Origin of the sequence: Pseudomonas sp. 3296, from assembly GCF_031456615.1 — a bacterium.
Classification (GTDB): domain Bacteria; phylum Pseudomonadota; class Gammaproteobacteria; order Pseudomonadales; family Pseudomonadaceae; genus Aquipseudomonas; species Aquipseudomonas mucoides.
The window spans coordinates 26622-49736 of the sequence record NZ_JAVDUY010000007.1 but is presented as its reverse complement, the minus strand read 5'-3'; the positions used below and the strand labels follow the sequence as shown (position 1 = coordinate 49736).

Sequence of the window (23115 nt, the reverse complement as noted above, 5' to 3'; positions counted from 1 at the left end):
CATGGACAACAGCCCTAGCAACTACGTCGAACGTCCTCTGCAAACGCACGTGTATCAACAGCACAGCGAAGACAGGGACACCATTGATCTGCTCAAACTGTGGAGGGTGATCTGGCGCGCGAAATGGAAAATCGGCTGGCTGGTTGTGCTCAGCGTTGCCCTGGCGGTGGTGGCCGTCTCGCTGATCACCCCGCAATACATCGGCAGCACCACGTTGCTGTTCAACGACAAGACGCCGCCGCTGATGTCCTTCCAGCAAGTAGTAAAGGATTCAGGCGGCAACGCCACCGACTACTTGCAGACCCAGCAGGCCCTTCTGGAATCCCGGGACCTGGCCGAGCGTGCGGTGAAAAAGCTCGGCCTCACCACCAATCCGATCACCGACCCCCGCCAGCAACCGGCGCCATGGTTCACGCCGCGCAAATGGCTGGCGGACCTCAACCTTGATCAATGGATACCCGGACTGGGCATGCTGTTGCCGGTGAAGGACGCGCCAACCGAGGAAGACATCTTCAATCAGGTCACGCAAAACCTGATGCTGCACACCACGGTCAAGTTTGTCGGCAAAAGCCAACTGCTGAACATCGAAGTCGAGTTGCCGGACCCTGATCTCGCCGCCGCAGCGGCCAACGCACTGGCCCAGGGCTTTACCGACAGCCAGATCGATACCAGCGAAAAATCTTCGCAGTCGACCACGGCGTGGATGAACACCCGACTGGTCGAGCTGCGCAACAACTTGCGCGTGGCCGAGAAAAAACTTCAGGGCTACCGCGAAGAACAAGGACTGGTCGATGTCGGCGGCGTTTCCACCATCAGCGCCAACGAACTGGAGGCGACCGGCAGCCGTATGGTCGACGCCCGCCGTACCCGCGCTGAAGCCGAGAGCGAATACCGTCAGGCCAAGGCGTTGAGCACTGGCGACCTCAGTCGGCTCTCCAGCGTACCCGCTGTGTTGTCCAATCCGCTGGTCCAGCAATTCCAGGCTGACCGGGCCAAAGCGCAAGCCAAGGTCGATGAGCTGTCGGGGCGTTATGGGCCGAAACACCCGAGCCTGATTTCCGCACAGTCCGAATTGCGCGCCGCCACCACTGCCCTGCAATTGCAGGTGCAGCAAGTGGTCGCCGGGATCGAGCGGCAATACCAGCTCGCCTCGGCCAGCGAAGCCTCGATCCGTCAATCGTTCAACAGCAACAAGGCACAGATCCAGGACATCGCACGCAAAGAGTTTCAGTTGCGTGAGTTCCAACGTGAGGTCGACAGCACCCGTGCGCTGTATGAAACCTTTGTCACTCGCTTGAAGGAAACCGCCGCCACCGCCGACATGGACTCGACCAAGGTGCGCATCGTCGACCCGGCAATTGTTCCGATGGAGGCCAGCAAGCCACGCAAAACGTTGATCGTGGGCATTGTCGGGTTGCTGGCAGCCCTGATTGGCGTTGCGCTGGCCCTGCTGTTTGACAGCCTGAGCAACACCTTCAAGACCGACGAGACCATCGAGAGCACGCTCAATATTCCATTGCTCAGCGTCGTTCCGTTGGTGATGAAGAAAAGCCGCCGGCAATTGGCGCGGTTGTTTGAGGACAACGACAACCCGCGCTTTTCCGAGACCATTCGCAACCTGCGCACCTGGTTGATGTTGCAAAGCAGCGAGATGCCGTCGCAGGTGGTGCTGGTAACCTCGACGGTGGCCGGTGAGGGTAAAAGCACCATCGCCAACAACCTCGCCAGCTCGCTCACCTCCCTTGAGCGGGTGCTGCTGATCGATGCCGACATGCGCCAGCCGACCCTTTCGCTGAACTTCGACTTCCCGCCGGACGCCCCCGGGCTGGCGAATGTAATTGCGGGCACGGCTCGGCTCGAAGACTGCATCGTCTCGGTGGGCAACCTGGATTTGCTGCCGGCCGGGAGAATGTTGCAGCCCTCGGTGGACCTGTTCACCGCGCCGCGCCTGCCATCTCCCGCCGACGCGCTCAACCCGGCACGCCAGCCTCCGCCCCAGGACTTGCTCAGTTCGCCACGCATGGCGCGGATGCTCGAAGCACTGAAGTCGCGTTACCGCCACATCATCATCGACTCGCCGCCGGCGGAGATGATCAGCGATGCCTTGCTGCTGGCCCAGCATTCGGACGCCGTGATCTACGTGGTCAAGGCCGACAGCACGCCGATCAGCCAGGTGCAAAGGGGCATCGCGATGCTGCAACAAAGCCACGTACCGGTGTTCGGTACCGTGCTCAACCAGGTCGACCTGCGCAAGGCGCGCAAGTATGGCTACAACCATTCCCGCACGTTTTATAACTACGACTTCGCGCCCCGTTAACACCGGGGCGACCTGGCCAACGCGTCACCTCTGCCAATACAAAAACAGCTGCTTCACCTCTGCCGAGCAACGGAAAAGCCTGCGGGAGCCACGCCGTGTCCGCCCGTTTTGTGCTGGTGCATTTACTTCTGCCTTGAGGTCAAGCCCATGACACCGCTCTATACCGCTCACCTGACCCACCGCCGAGGCCTGACGTTCTGGGGTCAGTGGGTCTGCGCAATGACGCTGACCATCGGGCTGCTGATGCTGCTCGTACTGTGGCGCGTCGGCAACCTGACCAGCGATTACCGGATTCTGATCATTCTGACCGTGCTCGGGTCGGTGCCGATCTACAGCCTGATGCAGGTCTACCACAAGCGTCATGGCTTGCTGGTCGGGCTCGGCCGATTGCTGGCCGGCTGGCTGATCCTGCTGGCCGTGCTGGCGGCCATTGCCTTCATCACCCAGACCAGTGCGACGTACTCGCGACAAGTCATCATGGTCTGGGCGGTGCTGGGGTTTCTGGTTCAGGCGCTGAGTTTCCTGCCCCTGCATTACTTCGCCCGGTTGCATGCGCGCATGGTCTGCAAGGAACGCCGGTCAGTGATCATCGGCACCTGTCCGACCGCCCATGAGCTGGCGAAAAAACTCTCCCGGCCGAACCGCGCGCTGGTCCTGGGGTTCATCGCCGCCGCCGACGACAGGGGCCCGGCGCCGAGCATTCTGCCGCTGCTGGGCCGGGTCGACGCCATCCGCGAAATCATCACTCGCCTGGCCGTGCGGCGCGTCTATATCGTCCTGACGATGGCGCATGCCGCGACCATTGAAGCGTTGTACATCGACCTGCTGGACATGAACGTCGACGTAGTCTGGATCCCGGATTTCAGCAGTATGGTGCTGCTCAATCATTCGATCTCGGAAATCGAACGGATGCCGGCGATCTACCTCAACGAAAGCCTGATCAGCTCGCACCCCGCCAGCCTGTTTTGCAAGGACCTGTTCGAACGCAGCCTGGCGGCCACGGCCCTGATTGTGATCAGCCCGTTGCTGTTGGTGGTCGCGGCCGCCGTCAAGTTGAGCTCGCCTGGGCCGGTGCTGTTCAAGCAAAACCGCCACGGCTGCAACGGCGAAGTGATCAAGGTCTGGAAGTTTCGCTCAATGCGCGTCCATGACGACCGCGAGGTGCGCCAGGCCACCCGCGAAGACGATCGCGTCACGCCGGTCGGACGCTTCCTGCGCCGCAGTTCCATCGACGAATTGCCGCAACTGTTCAACGTGCTGTTCGGCCAGATGGCCCTCGTCGGCCCCCGCCCGCATGCCGTCACCCACAACATTTACTACACCGGCAAAGTCCGCGCCTACATGGCCCGTCATCGCCTAAAGCCCGGGATTACCGGGCTGGCCCAGGTCACCGGGCATCGCGGCGAGACCGAGACCGTGGAAAAGATGCAGCTGCGCGTGGCCCAGGACCTCAACTACATCAACCAATGGTCGCTGTGGCTGGACATCAAGATCCTGATCAAGACGCCCTTCACGTTGTTCTCGAAAAACATCTACTGACGCCCTGCTTCGACTCCCCGAGGTTTGATCATGAATGTGAGCGTATTCGGTATAGGTTATGTGGGCCTGGTCCAGGGCGCCGCGCTGGCGGAAGTCGGCCATAGCGTGATGTGCGTGGATGTCGACGCCGCCAAGGTCGATGCCCTCAAGGACGGCACCTTGCCGATCTACGAGCCCGGTTTGGAAGCCCTGGTGCGCGACAATTACCAGAGCGGCCGCCTGCAGTTCGGCACCGACCTGGCCAGCGCCGTGCAGCATGGCGATGTGTTGTTGATCGCCGTCGGCACGCCGCCTGACGAAGACGGTTCGGCAGACCTTCAGTACGTGTTGAGCGTGGCGCAAACCATCGCGCAGCACATGGATCGTCACCCGATCATCGTCGACAAATCCACCGTCCCCGTCGGTACTGGTGACCTGGTACGTGCACGCATCGAGCAGGTGCTGGCCGACAACGGTCGCAGCCACCTGACCTTCGATGTGGTCTCCAATCCGGAGTTTCTCAAGGAAGGTTGTGCGGTAGAGGACTGCATGCGCCCGGACCGGATCGTCATCGGCACCGACAGCCCGCACGCCGAAGAGGTCATGCGTGAACTGTACGAACCGTTCAATCGCAACCGCGAAAAAATCATTGTCATGGACATTCGCAGCGCCGAGCTGACCAAGTACGCGGCCAACTGCATGTTGGCGACCAAGATCAGCTTCATGAACGAAATGGCCAACATCGCCGAAAAGCTCGGCGCAGACATCGAATTGGTCCGCCACGGAATCGGGTCCGATCCGCGCATTGGTTATCAATTTATCTACCCCGGCCTCGGCTACGGCGGCTCATGTTTTCCCAAGGACGTGAAGGCGCTGATTCACGCCGCCACCAGCGTCGACATCGATGCACGGGTGCTCAAGGCCGTGGAGTCGCGCAACAACGAGCAGAAAACCACCCTCTACAGCAAGATTTCCGCTCACTTCGACGGCGCCCTGCGCGGCAAGACTTTCGCCCTGTGGGGCTTGAGCTTCAAACCCAACACCGACGACATGCGCGAAGCCCCCAGCCGGGTCTTGATGGAAGCCTTGTGGCACGCCGGCGCGAGCGTCCAGGCCTACGACCCGAAAGCCATGGAAGAAACCCAGCGTATCTACGGCTCGCGCGACGACCTGACCCTGGCGGGCACCAAGGAAGCGGCGCTGAAAAATGCCGACGCCTTGATCATCGTCACCGAGTGGCAAGCGTTCCGCGCGCCGGACTTCGACCTGATCAGCCAACAGCTCAAGCAACCGCTGGTTTTCGACGGACGCAACCTGTTCGATCCGCAGCGCTTGAGCAAGCGTGGCTTCACCTACGTGTCCGTGGGCCGCCAGACCCACGCCGCAATCTGAAGGGGGTCAGGCCATGATCACGCTGAAAATCGTCAGGCAATACTCACCGACGTTGCTGGATGCCAGCCAGGCATATTCCTTCATTAATTTCGCGTCCATCGGCAGCCTGATCAAACACACCCCGGGCACCGTTGCCTACTTTTGCGACGGCATGCTGATGTCGGCGTTCATGTCGCGGGTCACCGGGCGCAACGTCGGCCGGGTCAGTTTCGACTTCACTTCCATCGCACATCCGGTGCTTGGCAGCGCCGAGCAACAGGGCAAACGGGTGTATTTCGTCGGTGCCCGGCAGGACGAACTCGAGTTGTTCATCAGCAAGATCAAGGCGCGCTATCCGCAACTGATCATCGCCGGTTATCACAACGGCTATTTCGATGCAGCGCAGGCCGAGGGCATTCAGGCCGAGATCTGCCGCAGCGAAGCGAACATTCTGATCGTCGGCCTCGGTGCCGGACTGCAAGAAAAGTTCGAGCAGGACGCGCAGCGCTCCGGGTTTCGCGGTGTTGCCTTTACCTGTGGCGGGTTCATTCGTCAGGAGGCCATGGCCACGCGTCACTACTACCCGGCGGTGATCAACCGCCTGCACCTGCGCGCGTTCTATCGCATGTACCGCGAGCCGCACACCATCAAGCGCTACCTCGTCGACTACCCGAGCAATTTCCTGCAACTGCTGGGGATGGTCGTTCGGCATGAAGTCACCATCAGTGTCGGGGAATGACCATGCACATTCTGTTCATCCTCAAGGATTTCACTTCGGGCGGCGGTGTCGAGCGCGTTCAGCAGCGCTTGTCCGAGCAGTTTCTCAAGGACGGCCAACATGTGAGCTTCTTCGTCATCAACGGCGACACGCCCGACACTGAAGGCGTGCGAAGTCTTAATGACGGCGATGGCAGCGGTCTTTGGGGGATGCTCAAATCGATCGTCCAGTTACGCCGGCTGATTCACCGCGAAGGCTTCACCCACCTCATTTCCGCCAAGGAGCAGGCCAACCTGTGCACGTGGTTCGCCACCCTCGGCAGCTCCTGCAAGGTGATCTATAGCCGTCACGCATCATTCGATTGCTCGGAACAGAAAACCGGCCCCACCAGCCTGCGCCTGCTCTACGCGCTGTACCTGTGTGGCAGCGGCAAGGTGGTGGCGGTGTCCACCGCGCTGCGCCAATCCCTGGCCGAGATGATGCCGTGGGGTCGGCAGCGTATCCGCTATTGCCCCAACGCGGTCATCACCGACCAGCTCCTGCGCGCCGCCAAGGGTCCGTTGCCCACCGAAGTTCCCCGCAACTACTGGCTGGGGCTGGGCCGGTTGGTCGAACCCAAAGGCTTTAACCTCCTGCTCGATGCCTACGCCATGGCCCTGCAAAGCGAAGCCGTGCCGGACCTGGTGATCGCGGGTGACGGTCCGTTGCGCGAAGCGCTGATCATTCAGGCAAACCGCCTGGGCATCGCGCACCGGGTGCATTTCACCGGGTTCCTGAGTAACCCCTATCCCCTGCTCAAACAGGCACGACTGTTCATTCTCAGCTCGCTGCACGAAGGCATGCCGACCGTGCTGATCGAAGCCCTGGCGCTGGGTACGCCGGTGCTGGCGTGCGACTGCGAGACCGGGCCCCGGGAACTGCTGGACCACGGCCGACTCGGCCAGCTGGTCAACGTCAACGACGTGCCGGCGCTGGCCGAAGGCATGCTGCAAAGCCTGTTTTTGCTGGGTCAGGTGGCGATCAGCGGGGAGATGATCCGTGACGCGATCCGCCAGTACACCAGCCAGGACGCCGCGCAGGCGTATTACCAGGTATGGAACCAATGAAAAAGCTGCTGATTATCCTCCACGACCTCAGCGCAGGCGGGGCGGAAAAAATGATGACGCGCCTGGCCGGTGCGCTGGTGGACGCGGGCAACGACGTGACCCTGCTGATGCTCACCGGCGGCGGCCTCAACGTGGCACACCTCGACCCCCGAGTAAAAAAGGTTGAACTGGGCAGCCCGCGCAGTTCAAGGGCGGTGCCGGCGCTGGCGCGCTTCCTTCGGCAAAACCGTTTCGACGCACAACTGGCAGCGCTGACTCACGTCAACGTGGTGGCCATCGTTGCCGCCGCGCTGTCGGGGACGCTGGCCCGGCTGCACGTCAGCGAGCGCAATGCGTTTTCTCACGACAAGCACGTCAACCCCGACCTCATGGTACGGATCGCCTACCGCGTAGCGCCGTTGCTGTATCGACTGATTCCCAACCCGGTGATTTGCGTGTCGCGTGGCGTCGCCCAGGACCTGATCGACACGACTATTGCGCGCCGACAGGACGTGACCATTGCCGACAACCCGGTGCTCGACAACGACTTTCGCGACAAACCGCCACGCCCGCCCAGCCACCGCTGGCTGCTGGAAGCGTCGAGCCCGGTCATTGTCGCCGTGGGCCGCCTGGCGCCGCAAAAAGGTTTCGACACCTTGATCACCGCGTTCGCCGCGCTGCCCAATCGCAGTGCGCGCCTGATCATTTTTGGCGAAGGCGTACTGCGCGATCGTTTGCTGGCGCAGGCGCGCAAACTGGGTGTGGAGCATCGGGTCGACCTGCCGGGTTACACCCATGACCCGATGGCGGAAGTGGCCGCGGCCGATTGCTTCGTGTTGTCGTCGCGTTTCGAAGGCAGCCCGAACGCGCTGGTCGAAGCTTTGTCCACCGGCACGCGGGTGGTCTCGACCCGGTGCCCCCATGGCCCGCAAGACATCCTGATCAATGGCGTCGTCGCCCCCCTCGTGGCGGTCGACGACCCGATTGCCCTGTCGCAGGCGATTGCCCTGCAACTCACCACTCCACGCGATGTACACCGCCAGGCCCGCCTCGATGCGGCGGCCCGGTTCATGAACGCCAGCGCGGTGAAAACCTACCTCACCGCCCTGCTCGGGAGCCCCTCGCCATGAACAGACTGGAGATCCGCTATTCCACCCTGCGTGACGGTTTCACCTTGTTCGGCGTGCTGTTTTACATCCAGGTGATTTCCTTTGTCCTTGGTTTGGGCAGCGCCTCGAGTTTCGACGACATCGACAAAGACCTCGAAGGCAACGTGACCAACCAGGTCTGCGGTTTGATCACGCTGCTGGTGCCGTTGTTTTTCTTCATCCGCAACAAGGTGTTCCTCAGTAAAAGCTTTTACCGGGGCAACTTCTTTCTGCTGCTGTTCCTGCTCTGCGTGATCGCCTCCATCGGCTGGTCCTTCGACCCGATGCTCAGCCTCAAGCGGTTTGTCGCAATGATCAGCGTGGTGTTTTTTGCAGGCTTCATTGCCTACAACTACAGCCTCGAAAAAATCACCTTCATGCTCGGCTGCGCCATTGGCGCGGCGGCGTTGATCGGCTTGATCCTGGCGCTGGTGATGCCCAGTGCCGCGTTCGTTTCCGGCGGCATTCGCGAAGGCGCGTTCAAGGGGATTTTCATGGAGAAGAATGCCGGCGCGCGGATCAACGCCATCGCGATCCTGTTGCTGCTGCCGATGATTCGTCAGCGCAACCGCTGGGCACTGTTCTGTTCGTTCTTCTCGCTGATTGCGATCCTGCTCGCCCAATCTGCAACCGGTGTGGTGCTGGTCGTTGCCGGCACCATCAGCTACTGGTATTTCCTGACGCTGATCCGTCTGCGCATGAACCGATCGCAGCTGTTGTTCCTCGGCTGCACCCTCGTCTACCTGCTGGGCTGCCTGTTTCTCTACAGCAACTTTGCGGTGGTCCTGGAAATGGCCGGTCGCGATCCGTCACTCACCGACCGAACGATGATCTGGGAGCTGCTCGGGCCGTTTGTCGACGATCAGTACCTCAAGGGCTACGGCTTCGGCGCCTTCTGGTCGAGCCCCGATGCTGCCGCGTTCATCAAGCGTTGGGGCTACATCGGCAATGCCCACAGCGGCTACATGGAAACGCTGCTCAATGGCGGCATCATTCAGCTGGCCGCGCTGGCTCTGCTGTTCGCTGAAGCACTGCTCAAACAGTACAGGGCCGTGACGGCGAACCAGTCTGCGCAATTTCGCGCCAGCGCCTTGGTGATCATCGGTCTGTTCATCATCACCAACTACGTGGCGTACGTGATTCCCAACTACCGCTCCGCCGAGTTCCTGGTGTTCTGCACCCTGGCCCTGTCCTTCCGGCATCACCACGCGACCTGTCCCGAGTTGTCATCGTCACCCGTGCGTCAGCGTCCGTCTGGCCAAGCATTCCCGCGCGATTCAGCCAACGCGTAAAAAAGGAGAATCACCCGTGTCAGACCAAGCCCCGTCTTTACCGCATTCAGTGTGTGTCGTGATCCCGATGTACAACGGCGCCGACAGCATTGAGCAAACGCTGACCTCCCTGGCCGGGCAAACCCGACTGCCCGACCACGTCATCGTCGTCGACGACGGTTCCTCCGATGACGGGCCACAACGGGTCAAAGCCTTCGCGGCGCCGTTTCGCCTGACGCTGCTGCACCAGGCCAACGAAGGCCAGGCCAGCGCCCGCAACCACGGTCTGCGGCATTCTGAAGAGACGTTTGTCGCGTTTCTCGATGCCGATGACCAGTTCCGTCCGCAAAAGCTGGAGCTGCAACTGGCCCTGTATGACGAACTCAGTCGTCAAGGCCGGCCGGTGGGGCTGATCGACTGCTACACGCAGGTCAATTACAGCGACGGCAGGCGGCAACTGGACAATCTGCGCAAGAACGGCCGGCATTTCTACGATTTCATCCACGCCAACGTCCTCAATGGCGTATCCACCGCACTGGTCAAGCGCGACGTGATCATGCAATACGGCGGCTTCGATGCCAGCCTGCGTTACTCCGAAGACCGCTTCATGTGGGCCCGGATCGCCGAACACTGGGAGATCCACACGGTGCCGCAGGTGCTGCTGGAGCGCACGGTCAATGGCAACAACATGACCGCGCAACCGAAGAAGTACTACCCGAACAAAATCAGGTTCATCGAGGTGTACCTCGCCCGCTACGGCGCGCAGTTGACCAAACAGCAACGGATCGATTTCGTGCTGGGCAACCACACTGACTTTCTCAATGCCTTTTCCCGCAAAGGCGAGTATGCCGACGTGATCGGCGTCTACCGGCGAATGCTGGACTATTCCTGGCAAACGCTGATCTTCGCCAACGGCAAACCGACCTTGCGCTACCTCAATGCCTGCGCCCGCTCATGGCGCAACGCAACGGCGTCAACCACCGCTCATTGAACCGGTACCCGCCATGGCCAATCATCGTCTGATGACATTGATCTGGATCTTCACCGAGAAATTCGGCCTGATCTTCCTGTCGATGATTACCTTTGTCGTGTATGCCCGGCTGCTGTCGCCCGCCGAGCTGGGTGTGGGCACGGTGATCATTGCCATCGTCGAGTTGATCGGCCTGGTGTATTCATCGGTACTGGAAGACCCGCTGGTGCGACTCGAACGGCTGGAGGACAACCACATTTCCACGGCCTTCTGGGCGGCGGTACTCGTCAGTCTGATGTCCATAGTCGTCATCTCGGGGGCGGCAGCTCTGTATACGCCCGACCCGGTGCTGCAATGGATGACGGCGGTGGCCTCGGTGAAAATTCTGTTCACCATGATGGCGCGTGTCTATGTGGCGCAGATGCGCCGTAGCGGCGACTTCAAGACGTTGGCGTCGCGCACGCTGCTGGGCAAAGTGTGTGGTGGCGTCGGCGGGGTCGCTGTCGCGCTTTTGGGGTTGGGGGCCTGGGCGGTCATTGCCCAGGCACTGATCATGGAGTTCGTGTCCATCGTTGTATTGATGCGCGCCGACCCGCGACGCATTGCCTGTCATATTGACGGCCCGTTCTTGCGCGAACTGTTGAAGGCCGGTGCGCCGGTAGCCGTCAACGCGCTGAGTTCGCAAACGCTGCAGCGCGGGGTCAACGTGGTTCTGGGCATGACGGCCGGCGCCAACGCGGTCGGCATGTTCAACATGGCGATGCGCATCATCGAGCTGCCGCGCACGGCGATTTACAACGGCCTGCTGAGCTATGCGCTGCCGGTGTTCGCCCGGCGCAGCGCCGATCCATCACGGTTGCGCGCGATCATCAGCGATTCGACCGCCGTCAGCGGCTTCCTGCTGACGCCCTTGTTCATCGGCATCGCACTCACCGCTCACGACGTGATCCTGTTGATCTTCGGCGCCAAATGGACCGAGGCCATTCCCCTGTTGCAGGTGCTGGCGTGCACGGCAGCCATTGGCAATATCGCCATGTACGCCACCACTGCGCTGGTCGCGGTCAATCGCAGTCACCTGACCATCAAAGCCGAAGTGGCAACCACCGTACTGGCACTGGCGCTGGTCTATGGCTTCGGCAGTCTCTATGGCGGCATGGCCGCCGCCCTGGCATTACTGGCCCGGATGGTGATCATCACGCCGTTGCAGATCCGTGGCTTGAACAGCGCCATCGGCTATGGCTGGCGGCTGTTTTTCGACACCAACTGTCGCAGCGTGATTGCCTCGCTCGTCATGGCCGCGATCGTTCTCCTTGTTTCTTCTCGATCGGGTTTTGAAGGTTACTTGCACCTGATCTGCAGCATCGTGGCCGGCGCGCTGAGCTATGCCGTGGCGTATAGCCTCATGCACCCGCGCTGGCCGCAAGAATTCAAATCGGTATTCACCGCCCGCTGAATTCAGTCCCAAAACAGGAACACCTCACCATGCGCAAAACTACGCTGATCACCGGCGGAGCGGGCTACATCGGCTCGCATACCGCCCTGGCGCTCATCAACGCCGGACACCGTGTGCTGATACTCGACAACCTGTGCAACAGCTGCCGAGAGTGCATCGCGCGCCTTGAGCTACTGACTCACACCCGGGTCGATTTCATCAATGGCGACATGGGCGACCCGATTTTGCTCGAGCAGATTTTCAGTCGTTACGACATCGACGCCGTGGTGCATTTTGCGAGTCTCAAATCCGTGGAAGAAAGCGTCCGAAAGCCACTGGACTATTACGCCAACAACGTCGCCGGGACGCTCAATCTTTGCCAGGCGATGCTGCGCCATGAAGTATTCAACCTGGTGTTCAGCTCGTCGGCCACGGTGTATGGCGACCCCACGCAAATACCGATTGCCGAAGACCTCGGCACGGGCAAACCGGTCAATCCCTACGGCCGGACCAAGCTGATGATCGAAGAGCTGCTGACCGACCTGTGCCACTCCGATTCGCGCTGGAACATCGCCTTGCTACGCTACTTCAACCCGATTGGCGCGCACGAAAGCGGGATGCTCGGCGAAGATCCCAAGGGCCGACCCAACAACCTGTTGCCGTGCCTGACGCAGGTCGCGATTGGACGGATGCCCGAACTCACGGTGTACGGCAGCGACTATCCCACCGTGGACGGCACGTGCGTGCGCGACTACATCCATGTGGTCGACCTGGCCAATGGTCACCTCAAAGCGCTGCAGGTATTGCAAGACATGGGCGGCCTTCACTGCTGGAACCTCGGCACCGGCATCGGCTACAGCGTGCTCCAGATCATCCACAGTTTCGAAGACGTGACCGGCATTGCCATTCCGTACCGCATCGCCCCGCGCCGCCCCGGAGATATCGCCCAATGCTGGGCCGACCCGAGCCGGGCTGGACGGGATTTGGGCTGGAGCGCGCAACGCAATCTGGATCAGATGATGGAGGATTCCTGGCGTTGGCAGTCGTGCAATCCGCAGGGCTATCAATCCTCATTCGACGTCCCGGCATTGACGGCGGTGAAGTAGGCAGTCGTTCCAACGGCAAGGAAAACACATGCTCAGAGACTGTCTGTGGGGACTGCTGTTTTCGGTTTCGCTGGCGTGCAGCGCCGCGCCAGCGCCTTCCCGTCCGCCCGCCGCCGGGTTGGTGCTGTGGCTGGACGCGGCCGATGCGTCGAGCATGAGTGTCGATGCTCAAGACCGCCTCGAGCAATGGAATGACAAGTCCGGCAAATCCAGCCACGCCACGGTCGACGATGCCATTGCATCCTCGCGTCCGCAGCGCGTGGCCAACGCCCTGAACGGAAACGCGGTGGTGCGTTTCACTGGCACTTCGGCGTTGCTGGGCAAAACCATCCGCGCCGACAAGGGTCCGGCAACCCTGCTGATCGTCTCCCGCCGGCGGCCCGAACAGACTCCGGCAGACCCGTGGCAGCGGCTGTTCAGCTCGCGCCCGAACAGCGTCGATAACGACAATGTGCTGCCGAACTTCGCCATCAGCCTGCGACAGGCGGACGCCTACGCGCCGACCTTTTCCGTCCTCGAACTTCAGGACGTGCCCATCGGCCCCTACGCGGTCGGGCGCAACGTAATCGGCAACGCCGATAATTTCAAAGGCGATATCGCGGAAGTGCTGGTGTACGACCGCCCGTTCGCCTCCCTTGCGCAGCAACAGGAGGCGTATCAATACCTGGCGAACAAATGGTCGATTGCCGTTCCCAGGCAGGCGGATACCTGGACCCGGGTCGGACCGTTGGGCACGTTGCCCAAACCCCTCGACGCCAGCTTGCCCCTGTCCGATCAGGCCAATGCCGGCAACTGGATATTCGACGGCAACCTGTCCGATGACTTCAATGGCGATGCTCTCGACCCCGTGCGCTGGCACGTCAACAATGCCCAGGGGAATGAATCCCTGGGCCGCAAGCCGGCACTGTTCAAGCCGGCCAATTCGTTCGTGGCCAACGGCAACCTGAACATCGTCTTTCGCAAGGAAGCCTTGCCACAGAAGTACGTGGACCTGGGTTTCAAGGACTATTCCTCCGCCATGGTGCGCACGGTCGACCGCGGTTTTTACGGCTACTACGAGGCACGCGCCAAACCCATGGACTCGGCAGGTTCCAGCGCCTTCTGGCTGGCTTGGACGGGTATGGAAGACAACGCCACCGAAATCGACATCTTCGAAATTGGCGGCAAGACCAAAAACGCGGCCTTCGACCGGCTGTACAACATGAACGCCCACGTATGGGCCACCCCGCAAAGCACCGAACATATCGCCAACGGCAGCAACTGGGTCAGCCCCTGGCGCCTGGCGAGTACGTTTCATGTCTACGGCTTCGACTGGCAGCCCGACACCCTGCGCTGGTACGTCGATGGCGTGCTGGTCCGGGAATCGAAAAATACCAATTTCTTCTTTCCGATGCAGATCGTCTTCGACAGTGAGGCCATGTGGCAATGGTTCGGCGTGGTCGACGATGCTGACTTGCCCTCTACCTTCAGGGTCGATTACGTCAAGGTGTGGCAACGCAGCCAGTAGCGTTTATCAATCATGGATCAGCCCGTCAGGTGCCTCCGATTAGCCCTGAACTTTCGTTCGAGCAGGCGAGTCGACAGAATTCCAGCCCCAACCGCACGCCCGATCATTCCCGCGCGCGGTCGCGCTGGCTCAGCGTTCAATCGACAGGGAGGTCGGTCGTCAATCAGCACCAATCCATCTGGAGTGTGTACGTGATCAAACGCCGGCTGAATGAACTGGATTTGCTGCGCTTCCTGGCAGCGCTCGCCGTGGTGTTTTTTCACTATGCTTTTCGCGGGTATGCAAAAGGCGACATGTCTGAAATGCCCTATCCGCTGTTGGCAGAGCCTGCCAAATACGGTTACTTGGGCGTCGAACTGTTTTTCATGATCAGCGGATTCGTCATTCTGATGACCGCGTCGGGCAATAATCTCAGAGCATTTTTCATTTCCCGCGCCATTCGCCTCTACCCTGCTTTCTGGGTGTGCTGCACCCTGACTTTTCTGATCACGCTGGCCATCGGACAGCCGCGATACACCGCTACTGTTTATCAATACATTATCAACATGACCTTGCTCGGCGACTTTGTGGGTGTCGAGCCCATAGACGGCGTTTACTGGTCGCTATTTGTAGAGATCAAATTTTACCTGATGATCTCCATTCTCCTGGCCTTCAAGAAAATAGAAAAAATAGAAACCTTTCTTGTGTGCTGGCTACTGATCTCTGCCAGCGCCGAAGTATTCGCTTTTGAAAAGTTGCGCTCGACATTAATTACCGACTACGCCGCCTATTTCATCGCGGGTGCGACGTTCTACATGATATGGGCCAAGGGGTTCACCAAAAGACGCGTGCTGCTCCTGGCAGGCGCATTGGCATTGGCCTGCTTCACCGCCATCGTATGGGCCGAATTGCTCGAAACCAAATACCCAACCGACTTCGATCCGCTGATCGTCTGCAGCATGATCATCCTGTTTTTCATGACGTTCCTGCTGGTCGCAACCAACAAGACAGCAGGCATGGGGGCATTCAACTGGACGGCATTAGGCGCGCTGACTTACCCGCTTTACCTGATACATCAAATGATCGGCTTCATGATCTTCAACATCGCCTATCCGGCGGTAAACCCGCACGTCCTGCTGTGGGGCTCTATCGCGTTGATGATCGGTGCGTCTCATGTCATCCACACAAAAATAGAAACCCCCATTGCCAGGCACATTAAAAAAGCCCTGACATTCTCCTTCAAGCGTGTCGAGGCGAATAAGCCCACGTATCTGCAGCCGGTTGAGCGTCAAGTGGACGCTCAACCGCCGAGCCAACACCCTAAATCATCGGCGAAGCGCTGACCACCCGCAGCGCCAATCCTTCGAACGCATCCAGCGTGATGGTGAATTCCCCTTCAGGCGTCAGATCTCCTTCGACCCGCTCATTGATGATGTCGACCACCGGCCCCGGCGCAATGTTGGGCAGGTGCAGGGTTTCAGTGATCGGCGTGGAGCCGAAGTTCAGCGCAGTGATTTGCGTGCCTTTGCCGGCCGGTAATTCGTGGACCATGACCAGCAGCCCCGGATGCTCGACATCCGGAATCAGGATCTGGCGACTGGCGGCAATGTCGTAGGCGCGGCGTGCGGCGAGGATTCGCTTGAGTTGCGAGACGAACGAATCCGGATCCTTCAATTGGCTGGTCAGGCTGCCATACAACGTCTTCGGTCGCGGCATCTGCCCGGCGGAATGTTCTGCTTCGGGGTTGAGGTCGACCAGATCATAAGCGCCGCGATGAATCCACCGGGTGTCGCCGTCGTGCATCAAATGCGCGACCTGTTCGGCCGGCAATGGCAGCGCACCGACCAGATCCCAACCCGACAATGCGAATACGCCGGGCTGCATCGCGTTGTACATCACCAACAGTAAGTGCACCTGGCGAATCTGCTGGATGTCCGCCGTGGTGATCGCGTCCAGATCACGAATTCCCAGCGCGGCCGTGATGATGCTGGCGGTGGTGCAGGACACGCCGTTGGTGACGAATTTCAGGTTGTACGGCGCGTGTTCCCCGGCCAGGCGTTCATACATCTGCTCGCGAATGTGCTCGCGCAGGATGTTGCCGGGGAAGGTCTGCCCCTGATAGAGGAAGTTGTCGTGGGCATGCAGCGTCCAGAAATGCACCAGTTCCAGGGTCAGTTCGTCGTGGTTTTGCAAGGCATGGATCAACGAGCCGGGATCGATGCCGAGGGTGTGCATCTGCCGCAGCATCAGGCGCAGGAACTCGGTATCGCCCATCAGCAGCGCATGCTGGTAGGCCGGTCGGGTGATGAAATCGTATGAAAGATCCGCGCCGCCGTGGGACATGGCGGCGATGTCATCAACGGTCAGGTTGAGTTCCTGAAAACTGAAGCCGCCCGCCTTGCGGATCGCCCCGGCCAGCAACTGGTTGCCGGTGATCGACAGCGGATGGCTTTCCGACCAGGCGGTGCCGTCGAGTTTGCGTTCGACGCCGAGAAAACCGTTGGCATCCAGACGCAGGATTTTCGCGCCCATCACATCGATGGCGTGCAGCGCGTCGCCGATGATCATCTGCTGCGCGGCGAAGGTCGGGTCCAGCCAGTTCAGCGAGGGCTGCCCTTCCTTGAAGTAATGCAGATAGACCCAGCGGCGCGGCTTGCCGTCGACGCCCACCACAACCGGTGTCGCGCTCCAGTCGGTTTCCTTGACCCCGGGCTCGAAGAAGATCACTCGCTGCAATTGGCCGACGATATAGTGCTTGTCGCGGAGCACGTCGACCTGCAACGGGCTGAGGTTTTGCGCATCGCGGCCCTCGGCGATGTCGGGCAGCAACGGCCAGTCTTCTTCGCGGATTTCCACCATGTGGTAGAGGCCGGGATAGTCCTCGTACGCCATCTCGGCCAGGCGAAAATCCGCGCCTTTGCCGGTGTGCGACGGGATCACGTCATCGATGATCACTGCGTTGTGCGCGGCGGCCATGCGCACCAGCGCCTGCAACTGCGCCTCGGTGCCCAGCTGCGGGTCGATGTCGAAACTGATGCGGTCAAAATTACCGTCAATCGTCGGCGTGCGTTCGGTGCCGGTCAGGCCGCCGGACATTTTCAGCGGGCCATTGTGAATGCCCTGAATGCCGATTCTCGACAGCGCATGCCACAAGGTTTCATCGCCCAGGGCTTCCAGCACGGTGCCGTTCTCCCGGGTGACGATGGACGCCGGGTACGCCGTGAACCACACCGACGCCAACGCCGACGCATCGCGCGGCCGGGTATGCGCATAGGGTTGCTGCCACAAACGGCCCTGCCCGGAATAGAGCCTGGCCCGCTGCCGGGCGGCGTGCAGCATGGATTGTTCAACCAGCCAGATCACATGGTTCTTGTCCGCTGCGGTCATAAAAACAATCACCTGTCATTGAAGTCAGAGGCGCGAGGCCCGTGTTCATAGGGCGTCGCTCGTTTTTATATGAGGCCCTGTGGCGGGATTCGTTGCATTGACCGGCGAACGCTTTCAAGTAGAAGGTATCGGCGCCGATACGCGGGAATGAATGCCGATGCCCTGGTGTTGGGTGCATCCAGGCCCGGTGCGGTCTCCAGTTCCAAGGACAAGACCGTCTGCGCCAGCAGGGCCGTCTCACCACCGATTATTACAGCGGCCCTGACCCAGCACTTGTCGCTGGAAGCGGCGTTGAACCAGGGTGGTGGTTCGGATCCGACCGAGAATGAGCTTAGCTCCTGCAAGGGATAGCGGTGAGTTCAGGTTTTTGGGTACGTAACGCGATCACCACAGCCAAAACGATCAACCCCGCCGCCACCGCAAACGTCACCCGCATGCCATTACCGACAAACACCGCGCCCATCGCCGAGGCCCCTGTGATCAACCCCAGATTGCGCGACAGACTGAGCAATCCTGCAATTACCCCGCGCTGATCGGCACTGACCCCTGTCATGATCGAGGTGTTATTCGCCGCCTGAAACAGCGCATAACTGGCGGTGATCACCGCGATGGGAACGACGTAGCCAGGCACACCAAAACCCGCCGGCATGATCGTCAGCACCCCCGCGCCCAACGCCATGGTCGCAAGTGCGACCACCGTCATGCGTTGCGCCCCGAATCGATCCACCAGACGCCCCGCCGGCATCCCGCCCAGCGCCGCCACCAGCGGACCGACCGACAAGGTCAACCCGACCAGCGCGGCGTTCAGCCCCAGCGTGCCCGAGAGATAAAACGGCCCGACCACCAGCGTGGACATCATCACCGTCGACACCAATGCGCTCATGGCCAGGCTCGCACCCAGGCCACGCTCACGGAACAGCGCCAGCTTGATCAAGGGCGACGTGGATCTCGCTTCGACCCACAGGAAAACCCCACCACCGACACCAGCAATCAGCAGCACCCACCCTTCACCCAACGTCATGGCCAGCGCATACGCACCGAGCGTCAACGCCAACAGCAGCGTCCCCGGGAAGTCGAAAGCGCTACGCCGAGCTACCGGCCGATCTGCCGGCAAACAGCGGTAAGCGAGTACAAAATTCAAAACACCCAACGGCACGTTGACCAGGAAGATCGTCTGCCAGCCAAACCCGGAAATCAGCACACCGCCCAACGAAGGTCCTAGCGTAGTGCCCGCCGCCGACATCGTCCCCAGCAAGCCCATGGCGCTGCCGGTTTGCGCTTTCGGCACCGTATCGGCGACAAACGCCACCGTCAGCGCCAACATGATCGCCGCCCCCAGACCTTGCACGGCACGGGCCGCTACCAGCACGCCCAGCGAAGGCGCGAGCCCACAGCCCAGCGAAGCCAGGGTAAAAATGAGGATGCCACCCAACAGCAAGCGTTTGCGCCCGATCAGGTCACCGAGTCGTCCGACGCTGACGATCAACGTCGTGATCGCCAGCAGGTACGCCAGGACAATCCACTGCACGTCTTGAAACGCGGCATCAAAAGCCTGAGCCAACGTCGGCAATCCGGCATTGGCGATGCTGGTGTCCAGGGAAGGCATCAACATCGACAGCGAAAGGCTGGCAAGCGCCCAGCGGACCGGGGTGGAAGGCGTGAGGGTTTTCATGGGCAGGCCCCTTCTGAAAGATTGGCTTTCAGCGTAAGCGCACCGTTGGCATGGCGGAAGACGCAGCGTTTGCACTTGACACATGCACACAACGCCATGTCACCGCCAAGTCGTGCTAACGTTCAGCCATGACCACGCCCGATCTGAACCTGCTGATTACCCTTGATGCCTTGCTCGCCGAAGGCAGCGTGGCCCGCGCCGCCCAACGCTTGCGCCTGAGCCCGTCGGCGATGAGCCGGGCGCTGGCGCGGTTGCGCGAAACCACCGGCGACCCGCTGCTGGTGCGCGCCGGCCGTGGGCTGGTGCCGACACCGCGAGCGCTGGAACTGCGCGAACACGTCAGCCAATTGGTGCAGCACGCCGAAGCGGTACTGCGCCCCGCCGAGCAACTCGACCTCCAGCACCTGACCCGAACCTTCACCCTGCGCACCAGCGACGGCTTCGTCGAAAACTTTGGCCCGGCACTCATCGCCCGTCTCAACGAGCAAGCGCCCGGCGTGCGTTTGCACTTCCTGCAGAAACTCAACAAGGACAGCGCGCTGCTGCGGGACGGAACCGTCGATCTGGAAACCGGCGTGGTCGGTGACACCACCAGCCCCGAAGTGCGCACCCGCGCATTGTTTCAGGACCGCTTTATCGGCGTGGTGCGCGCCGGGCACGGGTTGAACGAGGGCGAGATTACCCCCGCCCGTTACGCCTCTGGCCGGCACATTCTGGTCTCGCGACGTGGACGGGACCGCGGGCCGATGGATGAGGCGTTGCAATCACTGGGGCTGAAGCGAGACATCGTCACCATCGTCGGCGGTTTTTCCGCGGCACTGGCACTGGCCCGCGCCTCGGACCTGATCGCGACCGTCCCCGAACGGCACACGCAAAACCTGCGCGCGGGGTTGCACAGTTTCTCCCTGCCGATCCCGACGCCACCGATCACGGTCTCCATGCTCTGGCACCCGCGCATGGATGCGGACTCGGCGCATCGGTGGTTGCGCGACTGCGTTCGTGAGGTGTGCGCGCAGGGGAACTGATTTTTGCCGCACCCGGGTCTAGACTTCAATCCTTGCCGATACGGTCTGCTGATGTGAGCAAAAGTCATGAGCGACAAAGACGATCTGCGCAAATACTCCTCCCAGGTCATCGACGGCATCGAAGCCGCGCCCGCCCGCGCCATGCTGCGCGCCGTGGGCTTCACCGATGCCGACTTCCAGAAGCCGCAGATCGGCATCGCGTCCACCTGGGCGATGGTCACGCCGTGCAACATGCACATCGACAAGCTCGCCCTTGAAGTCGAAAAAGGTGCCAATGCAGCCGGCGCCAAAGGCGTCATTTTCAACACCATCACCATTTCCGACGGCATCGCCAACGGCACCGAAGGCATGAAGTATTCGCTGGTGTCGCGTGAGGTGATCGCCGATTCGATTGAAGTCGTGGTCGGTTGCGAAGGCTTTGATGGCCTGGTGACCGTCGGCGGTTGCGACAAGAACATGCCGGGCTGCCTGATCGGCATGGCGCGGCTCAATCGCCCGTCGATTTTTGTCTATGGCGGCACCATCCGGCCGGGTGCGGGCCATACCGACATTATTTCTGTGTTCGAGGCTGTGGGTCAGCATGCGCGGGGGGATATCAACGAGATTCAAGTCAAGCAGATCGAAGAAGTGGCGATTCCCGGCCCCGGCTCCTGTGGCGGGATGTACACGGCCAACACCATGGCCTCGGCCATTGAAGCGTTGGGCATGAGCCTGCCCGGTTCCAGTTCTCAGGACGCGATCGGCACTGACAAGGCGTCAGACAGTTACCGCGCCGGCCAGCAGGTCATGGAACTGCTCAAGCTGGACCTCAAACCCCGCGACATCATGACCCGCCAGGCCTTTGAAAATGCGATCCGCGTGGTTATCGCCCTCGCCGGCTCGACCAATGCCGTGTTGCACCTGCTGGCCATGGCGAACGCGGTGGATGTCGACCTGACGCTGGACGACTTCGTCGAACTGGGCAAGGTCTCGCCGGTGGTCGCCGACCTGCGCCCCAGCGGCAAATACATGATGAGCGAACTGGTGGCGATTGGCGGTATCCAGCCGCTGATGAAACGCATGCTCGCCGCCGGCATGCTGCACGGTGATGTGCTGACGGTCACGGGCAAAACCCTGGCGGAAAACCTCAAAGATGTACCCGACTATCCCGAAGGCCAGGACGTGATCCTGCCCTTCGACACGCCGATCAAGAAGGATTCGCACCTGGTGGTGCTGCACGGCAACCTCTCACCCACCGGCGCCGTGGCCAAGATTACTGGCAAGGAAGGTTTGCGCTTTGAAGGCACGGCCCGGGTTTATCACGGTGAGGAAGGCGCGCTGGCCGGGATTCTCAATGGTGAGGTCAAGGCTGGCGATGTGATCGTGATCCGCTATGAAGGGCCCAAGGGTGGGCCGGGTATGCGCGAGATGCTCTCGCCCACTTCGGCGGTGATGGGTAAAGGGTTGGGCAAGGAAGTGGCGCTGATTACTGATGGGCGTTTTTCGGGTGGCTCGCACGGATTTGTCGTGGGGCATATCACGCCGGAGGCGTTTGAGGGGGGACCGATTGCCTTGGTTGAGGATGGCGACAGGATCACCATTGACGCGGAAACCCGGTTGATTACGGTGGACGTGACCGATGCCGTGTTGGCTGAACGCAAGACCCGCTGGGTGCGGCCGGAGTCCAAGTACAAACGTGGGGTGTTGGCGAAATATGCGAAGACAGTGTCCAGTGCTTCGGAAGGGGCTGTGACGGATAAGTATCTTTAGGGTTTTGGATTGGTATTGTTTGAGCTATTGCCATCGCGAGCAGGCTCACTCCTACATTGGATCTCGGTTGTTCACCAATCCAATGGAGGAGTGAGCCTGCTCGCGATGGCGTCTATACAGGCAATATCAAATCAAAGTCTGAACCTATCCACCGACTGCGACAGCTTCCCCGCCAGGCTCGACAATTCATCGGTCGTGGAAGCCGTCTGCCCGATCACCTTGCTGTTGCCTTCCGACATCCCGGCAATCATGTCCACCTGATGGGCGATTTCGTTGCTGGCCAGGCTTTGCTCGCCGATGGTGCGGGTAATGTCGTTGACCAGTTGCGTGGTGCTCAGCGTCGCGTCGAGAATTTCACGAATCGCGCGCTCGACGTCGGCGGTCACGGCCATGCCTTTGTCGACCTGCGCCACGCCCGCTTCCATGCTGGTCACCGCTTCGCGGGTGCTTTGCTGGATGCGCGCGACCATGCTGGCAATTTCCTGGGTGGAGGCGCTGGTGCGGCCGGCGAGGCTACGCACCTCGTCGGCAACCACGGCAAAGCCACGGCCCTGTTCACCGGCCCGGGCGGCTTCAATGGCAGCGTTCAAAGCGAGCAGATTGGTCTGGTCAGCGATGCCCTTGATCACCTGAATGATGTTGAAAATCCCTTCCGACTCCTTGTCCAGCGTGCGGATCACCTGAGCCGACTGCTGCGCGGAACGGGCGATGCCGTCCATGTCTTCGACCACCTGATGAATCACGCGACCACCATCCTTGGCCAGTGACTCGGCCTGGTTGGCCATGTCTAGCGCACGTTCGGCGTGGCGGGTAATTTCTTCGATGCTGGCGGTCATTTCGCTGGCGGCGGCGGCCATGGT

17 protein-coding genes are annotated in these 23115 nt (G+C 60.9%); 14 read left to right on the top strand and 3 right to left on the bottom strand.

The features are described from left to right. Nucleotide 1: 1 nt before the first annotated feature. From J2X66_RS19485 to J2X66_RS19430, 12 genes are all read left to right on the top strand, one after another. Entirely contained in the window at nucleotides 2–2317 is a 2316-nt protein-coding gene (locus J2X66_RS19485) for a GNVR domain-containing protein (RefSeq protein ID WP_310267278.1), read from the top strand. A gap of 147 nt (nucleotides 2318–2464) precedes the next feature. Next, a complete protein-coding gene (locus J2X66_RS19480; protein WP_310267276.1) occupies nucleotides 2465–3856 on the top strand; it encodes an undecaprenyl-phosphate glucose phosphotransferase in 1392 nt (463 codons plus the stop codon). Between the two features lie 30 nt (nucleotides 3857–3886). After that, nucleotides 3887–5227 (top strand): UDP-glucose/GDP-mannose dehydrogenase family protein, encoded by a 1341-nt coding sequence (locus J2X66_RS19475; RefSeq protein WP_310267274.1) that lies wholly within the window; start codon nucleotides 3887–3889, stop codon nucleotides 5225–5227. A gap of 13 nt (nucleotides 5228–5240) precedes the next feature. Further along, on the top strand, nucleotides 5241–5945 hold the full coding sequence (locus J2X66_RS19470) for a WecB/TagA/CpsF family glycosyltransferase (RefSeq protein WP_027924669.1): 705 nt from the start codon (nucleotides 5241–5243) through the stop codon (nucleotides 5943–5945). Between the two features lie 2 nt (nucleotides 5946–5947). Then, complete coding sequence (locus J2X66_RS19465) at nucleotides 5948–7030, top strand: glycosyltransferase (RefSeq protein ID WP_310267272.1); 1083 nt, start codon at nucleotides 5948–5950, stop codon at nucleotides 7028–7030. Continuing rightward, nucleotides 7027–8139, top strand: a complete 1113-nt coding sequence (locus J2X66_RS19460) for a glycosyltransferase (protein WP_310267270.1) — start codon at nucleotides 7027–7029, stop codon at nucleotides 8137–8139. The genes J2X66_RS19465 and J2X66_RS19460 overlap by 4 nt, the downstream gene beginning before the upstream one ends. After that, the gene (locus tag J2X66_RS19455) at nucleotides 8136–9449 is read left to right on the top strand and encodes an O-antigen ligase family protein (protein WP_310267268.1); all 1314 of its coding nucleotides are present in this window, start codon (nucleotides 8136–8138) and stop codon (nucleotides 9447–9449) included. Before J2X66_RS19460 ends, J2X66_RS19455 begins: the two co-directional genes overlap by 4 nt. A 16-nt stretch (nucleotides 9450–9465) precedes the next feature. Further along, nucleotides 9466–10419 carry a glycosyltransferase family 2 protein gene (locus tag J2X66_RS19450; RefSeq protein ID WP_310267266.1) on the top strand — a complete coding sequence of 318 codons (954 nt, stop codon included), beginning with the start codon at nucleotides 9466–9468 and terminating at the stop codon, nucleotides 10417–10419. Between the two features lie 13 nt (nucleotides 10420–10432). Next, on the top strand, nucleotides 10433–11851 hold the full coding sequence (locus J2X66_RS19445; RefSeq protein WP_310267264.1) for an oligosaccharide flippase family protein: 1419 nt from the start codon (nucleotides 10433–10435) through the stop codon (nucleotides 11849–11851). Between the two features lie 29 nt (nucleotides 11852–11880). Next, nucleotides 11881–12936, top strand: coding sequence for a UDP-glucose 4-epimerase GalE (gene galE / locus J2X66_RS19440; RefSeq protein WP_310267262.1), 1056 nt, complete (start codon nucleotides 11881–11883; stop codon nucleotides 12934–12936). Between the two features lie 28 nt (nucleotides 12937–12964). After that, nucleotides 12965–14443, top strand: coding sequence for a family 16 glycosylhydrolase (locus tag J2X66_RS19435; protein WP_310267260.1), 1479 nt, complete (start codon nucleotides 12965–12967; stop codon nucleotides 14441–14443). Nucleotides 14444–14634: 191 nt separating this feature from the next. Beyond that, on the top strand, nucleotides 14635–15765 hold the full coding sequence (locus tag J2X66_RS19430) for an acyltransferase (RefSeq protein ID WP_310267258.1): 1131 nt from the start codon (nucleotides 14635–14637) through the stop codon (nucleotides 15763–15765). Here the strand turns inward: J2X66_RS19430 and treS are convergent. Next, nucleotides 15743–17809: a maltose alpha-D-glucosyltransferase gene (gene treS, locus J2X66_RS19425; protein WP_310267256.1), complete on the bottom strand. Its 2067-nt coding sequence runs from the start codon at nucleotides 17807–17809 to the stop codon at nucleotides 15743–15745. The two genes, J2X66_RS19430 and treS, sit on opposite strands and share 23 nt — an antisense overlap. A gap of 331 nt (nucleotides 17810–18140) precedes the next feature. After that, nucleotides 18141–19481 (bottom strand): MFS transporter, encoded by a 1341-nt coding sequence (locus J2X66_RS19420; RefSeq protein WP_310267254.1) that lies wholly within the window; start codon nucleotides 19479–19481, stop codon nucleotides 18141–18143. A 128-nt stretch (nucleotides 19482–19609) separates the two neighbouring features. Here J2X66_RS19420 and J2X66_RS19415 point away from each other — a divergent pair, with 128 nt between their 5' ends. Next, nucleotides 19610–20506 (top strand): LysR family transcriptional regulator, encoded by an 897-nt coding sequence (locus J2X66_RS19415; protein WP_310267253.1) that lies wholly within the window; start codon nucleotides 19610–19612, stop codon nucleotides 20504–20506. A 66-nt stretch (nucleotides 20507–20572) separates the two neighbouring features. Continuing rightward, the gene (gene ilvD / locus J2X66_RS19410) at nucleotides 20573–22255 is read left to right on the top strand and encodes a dihydroxy-acid dehydratase (protein ID WP_310267251.1); all 1683 of its coding nucleotides are present in this window, start codon (nucleotides 20573–20575) and stop codon (nucleotides 22253–22255) included. 131 nt (nucleotides 22256–22386) lie between these two features. Here ilvD and J2X66_RS30305 read toward each other — a convergent pair whose 3' ends face one another. Further along, nucleotides 22387–23112 (bottom strand): methyl-accepting chemotaxis protein, encoded by a 726-nt coding sequence (locus tag J2X66_RS30305; protein WP_405046798.1) that lies wholly within the window; start codon nucleotides 23110–23112, stop codon nucleotides 22387–22389. Between the last annotated feature and the right edge of the window lie 3 nt (nucleotides 23113–23115).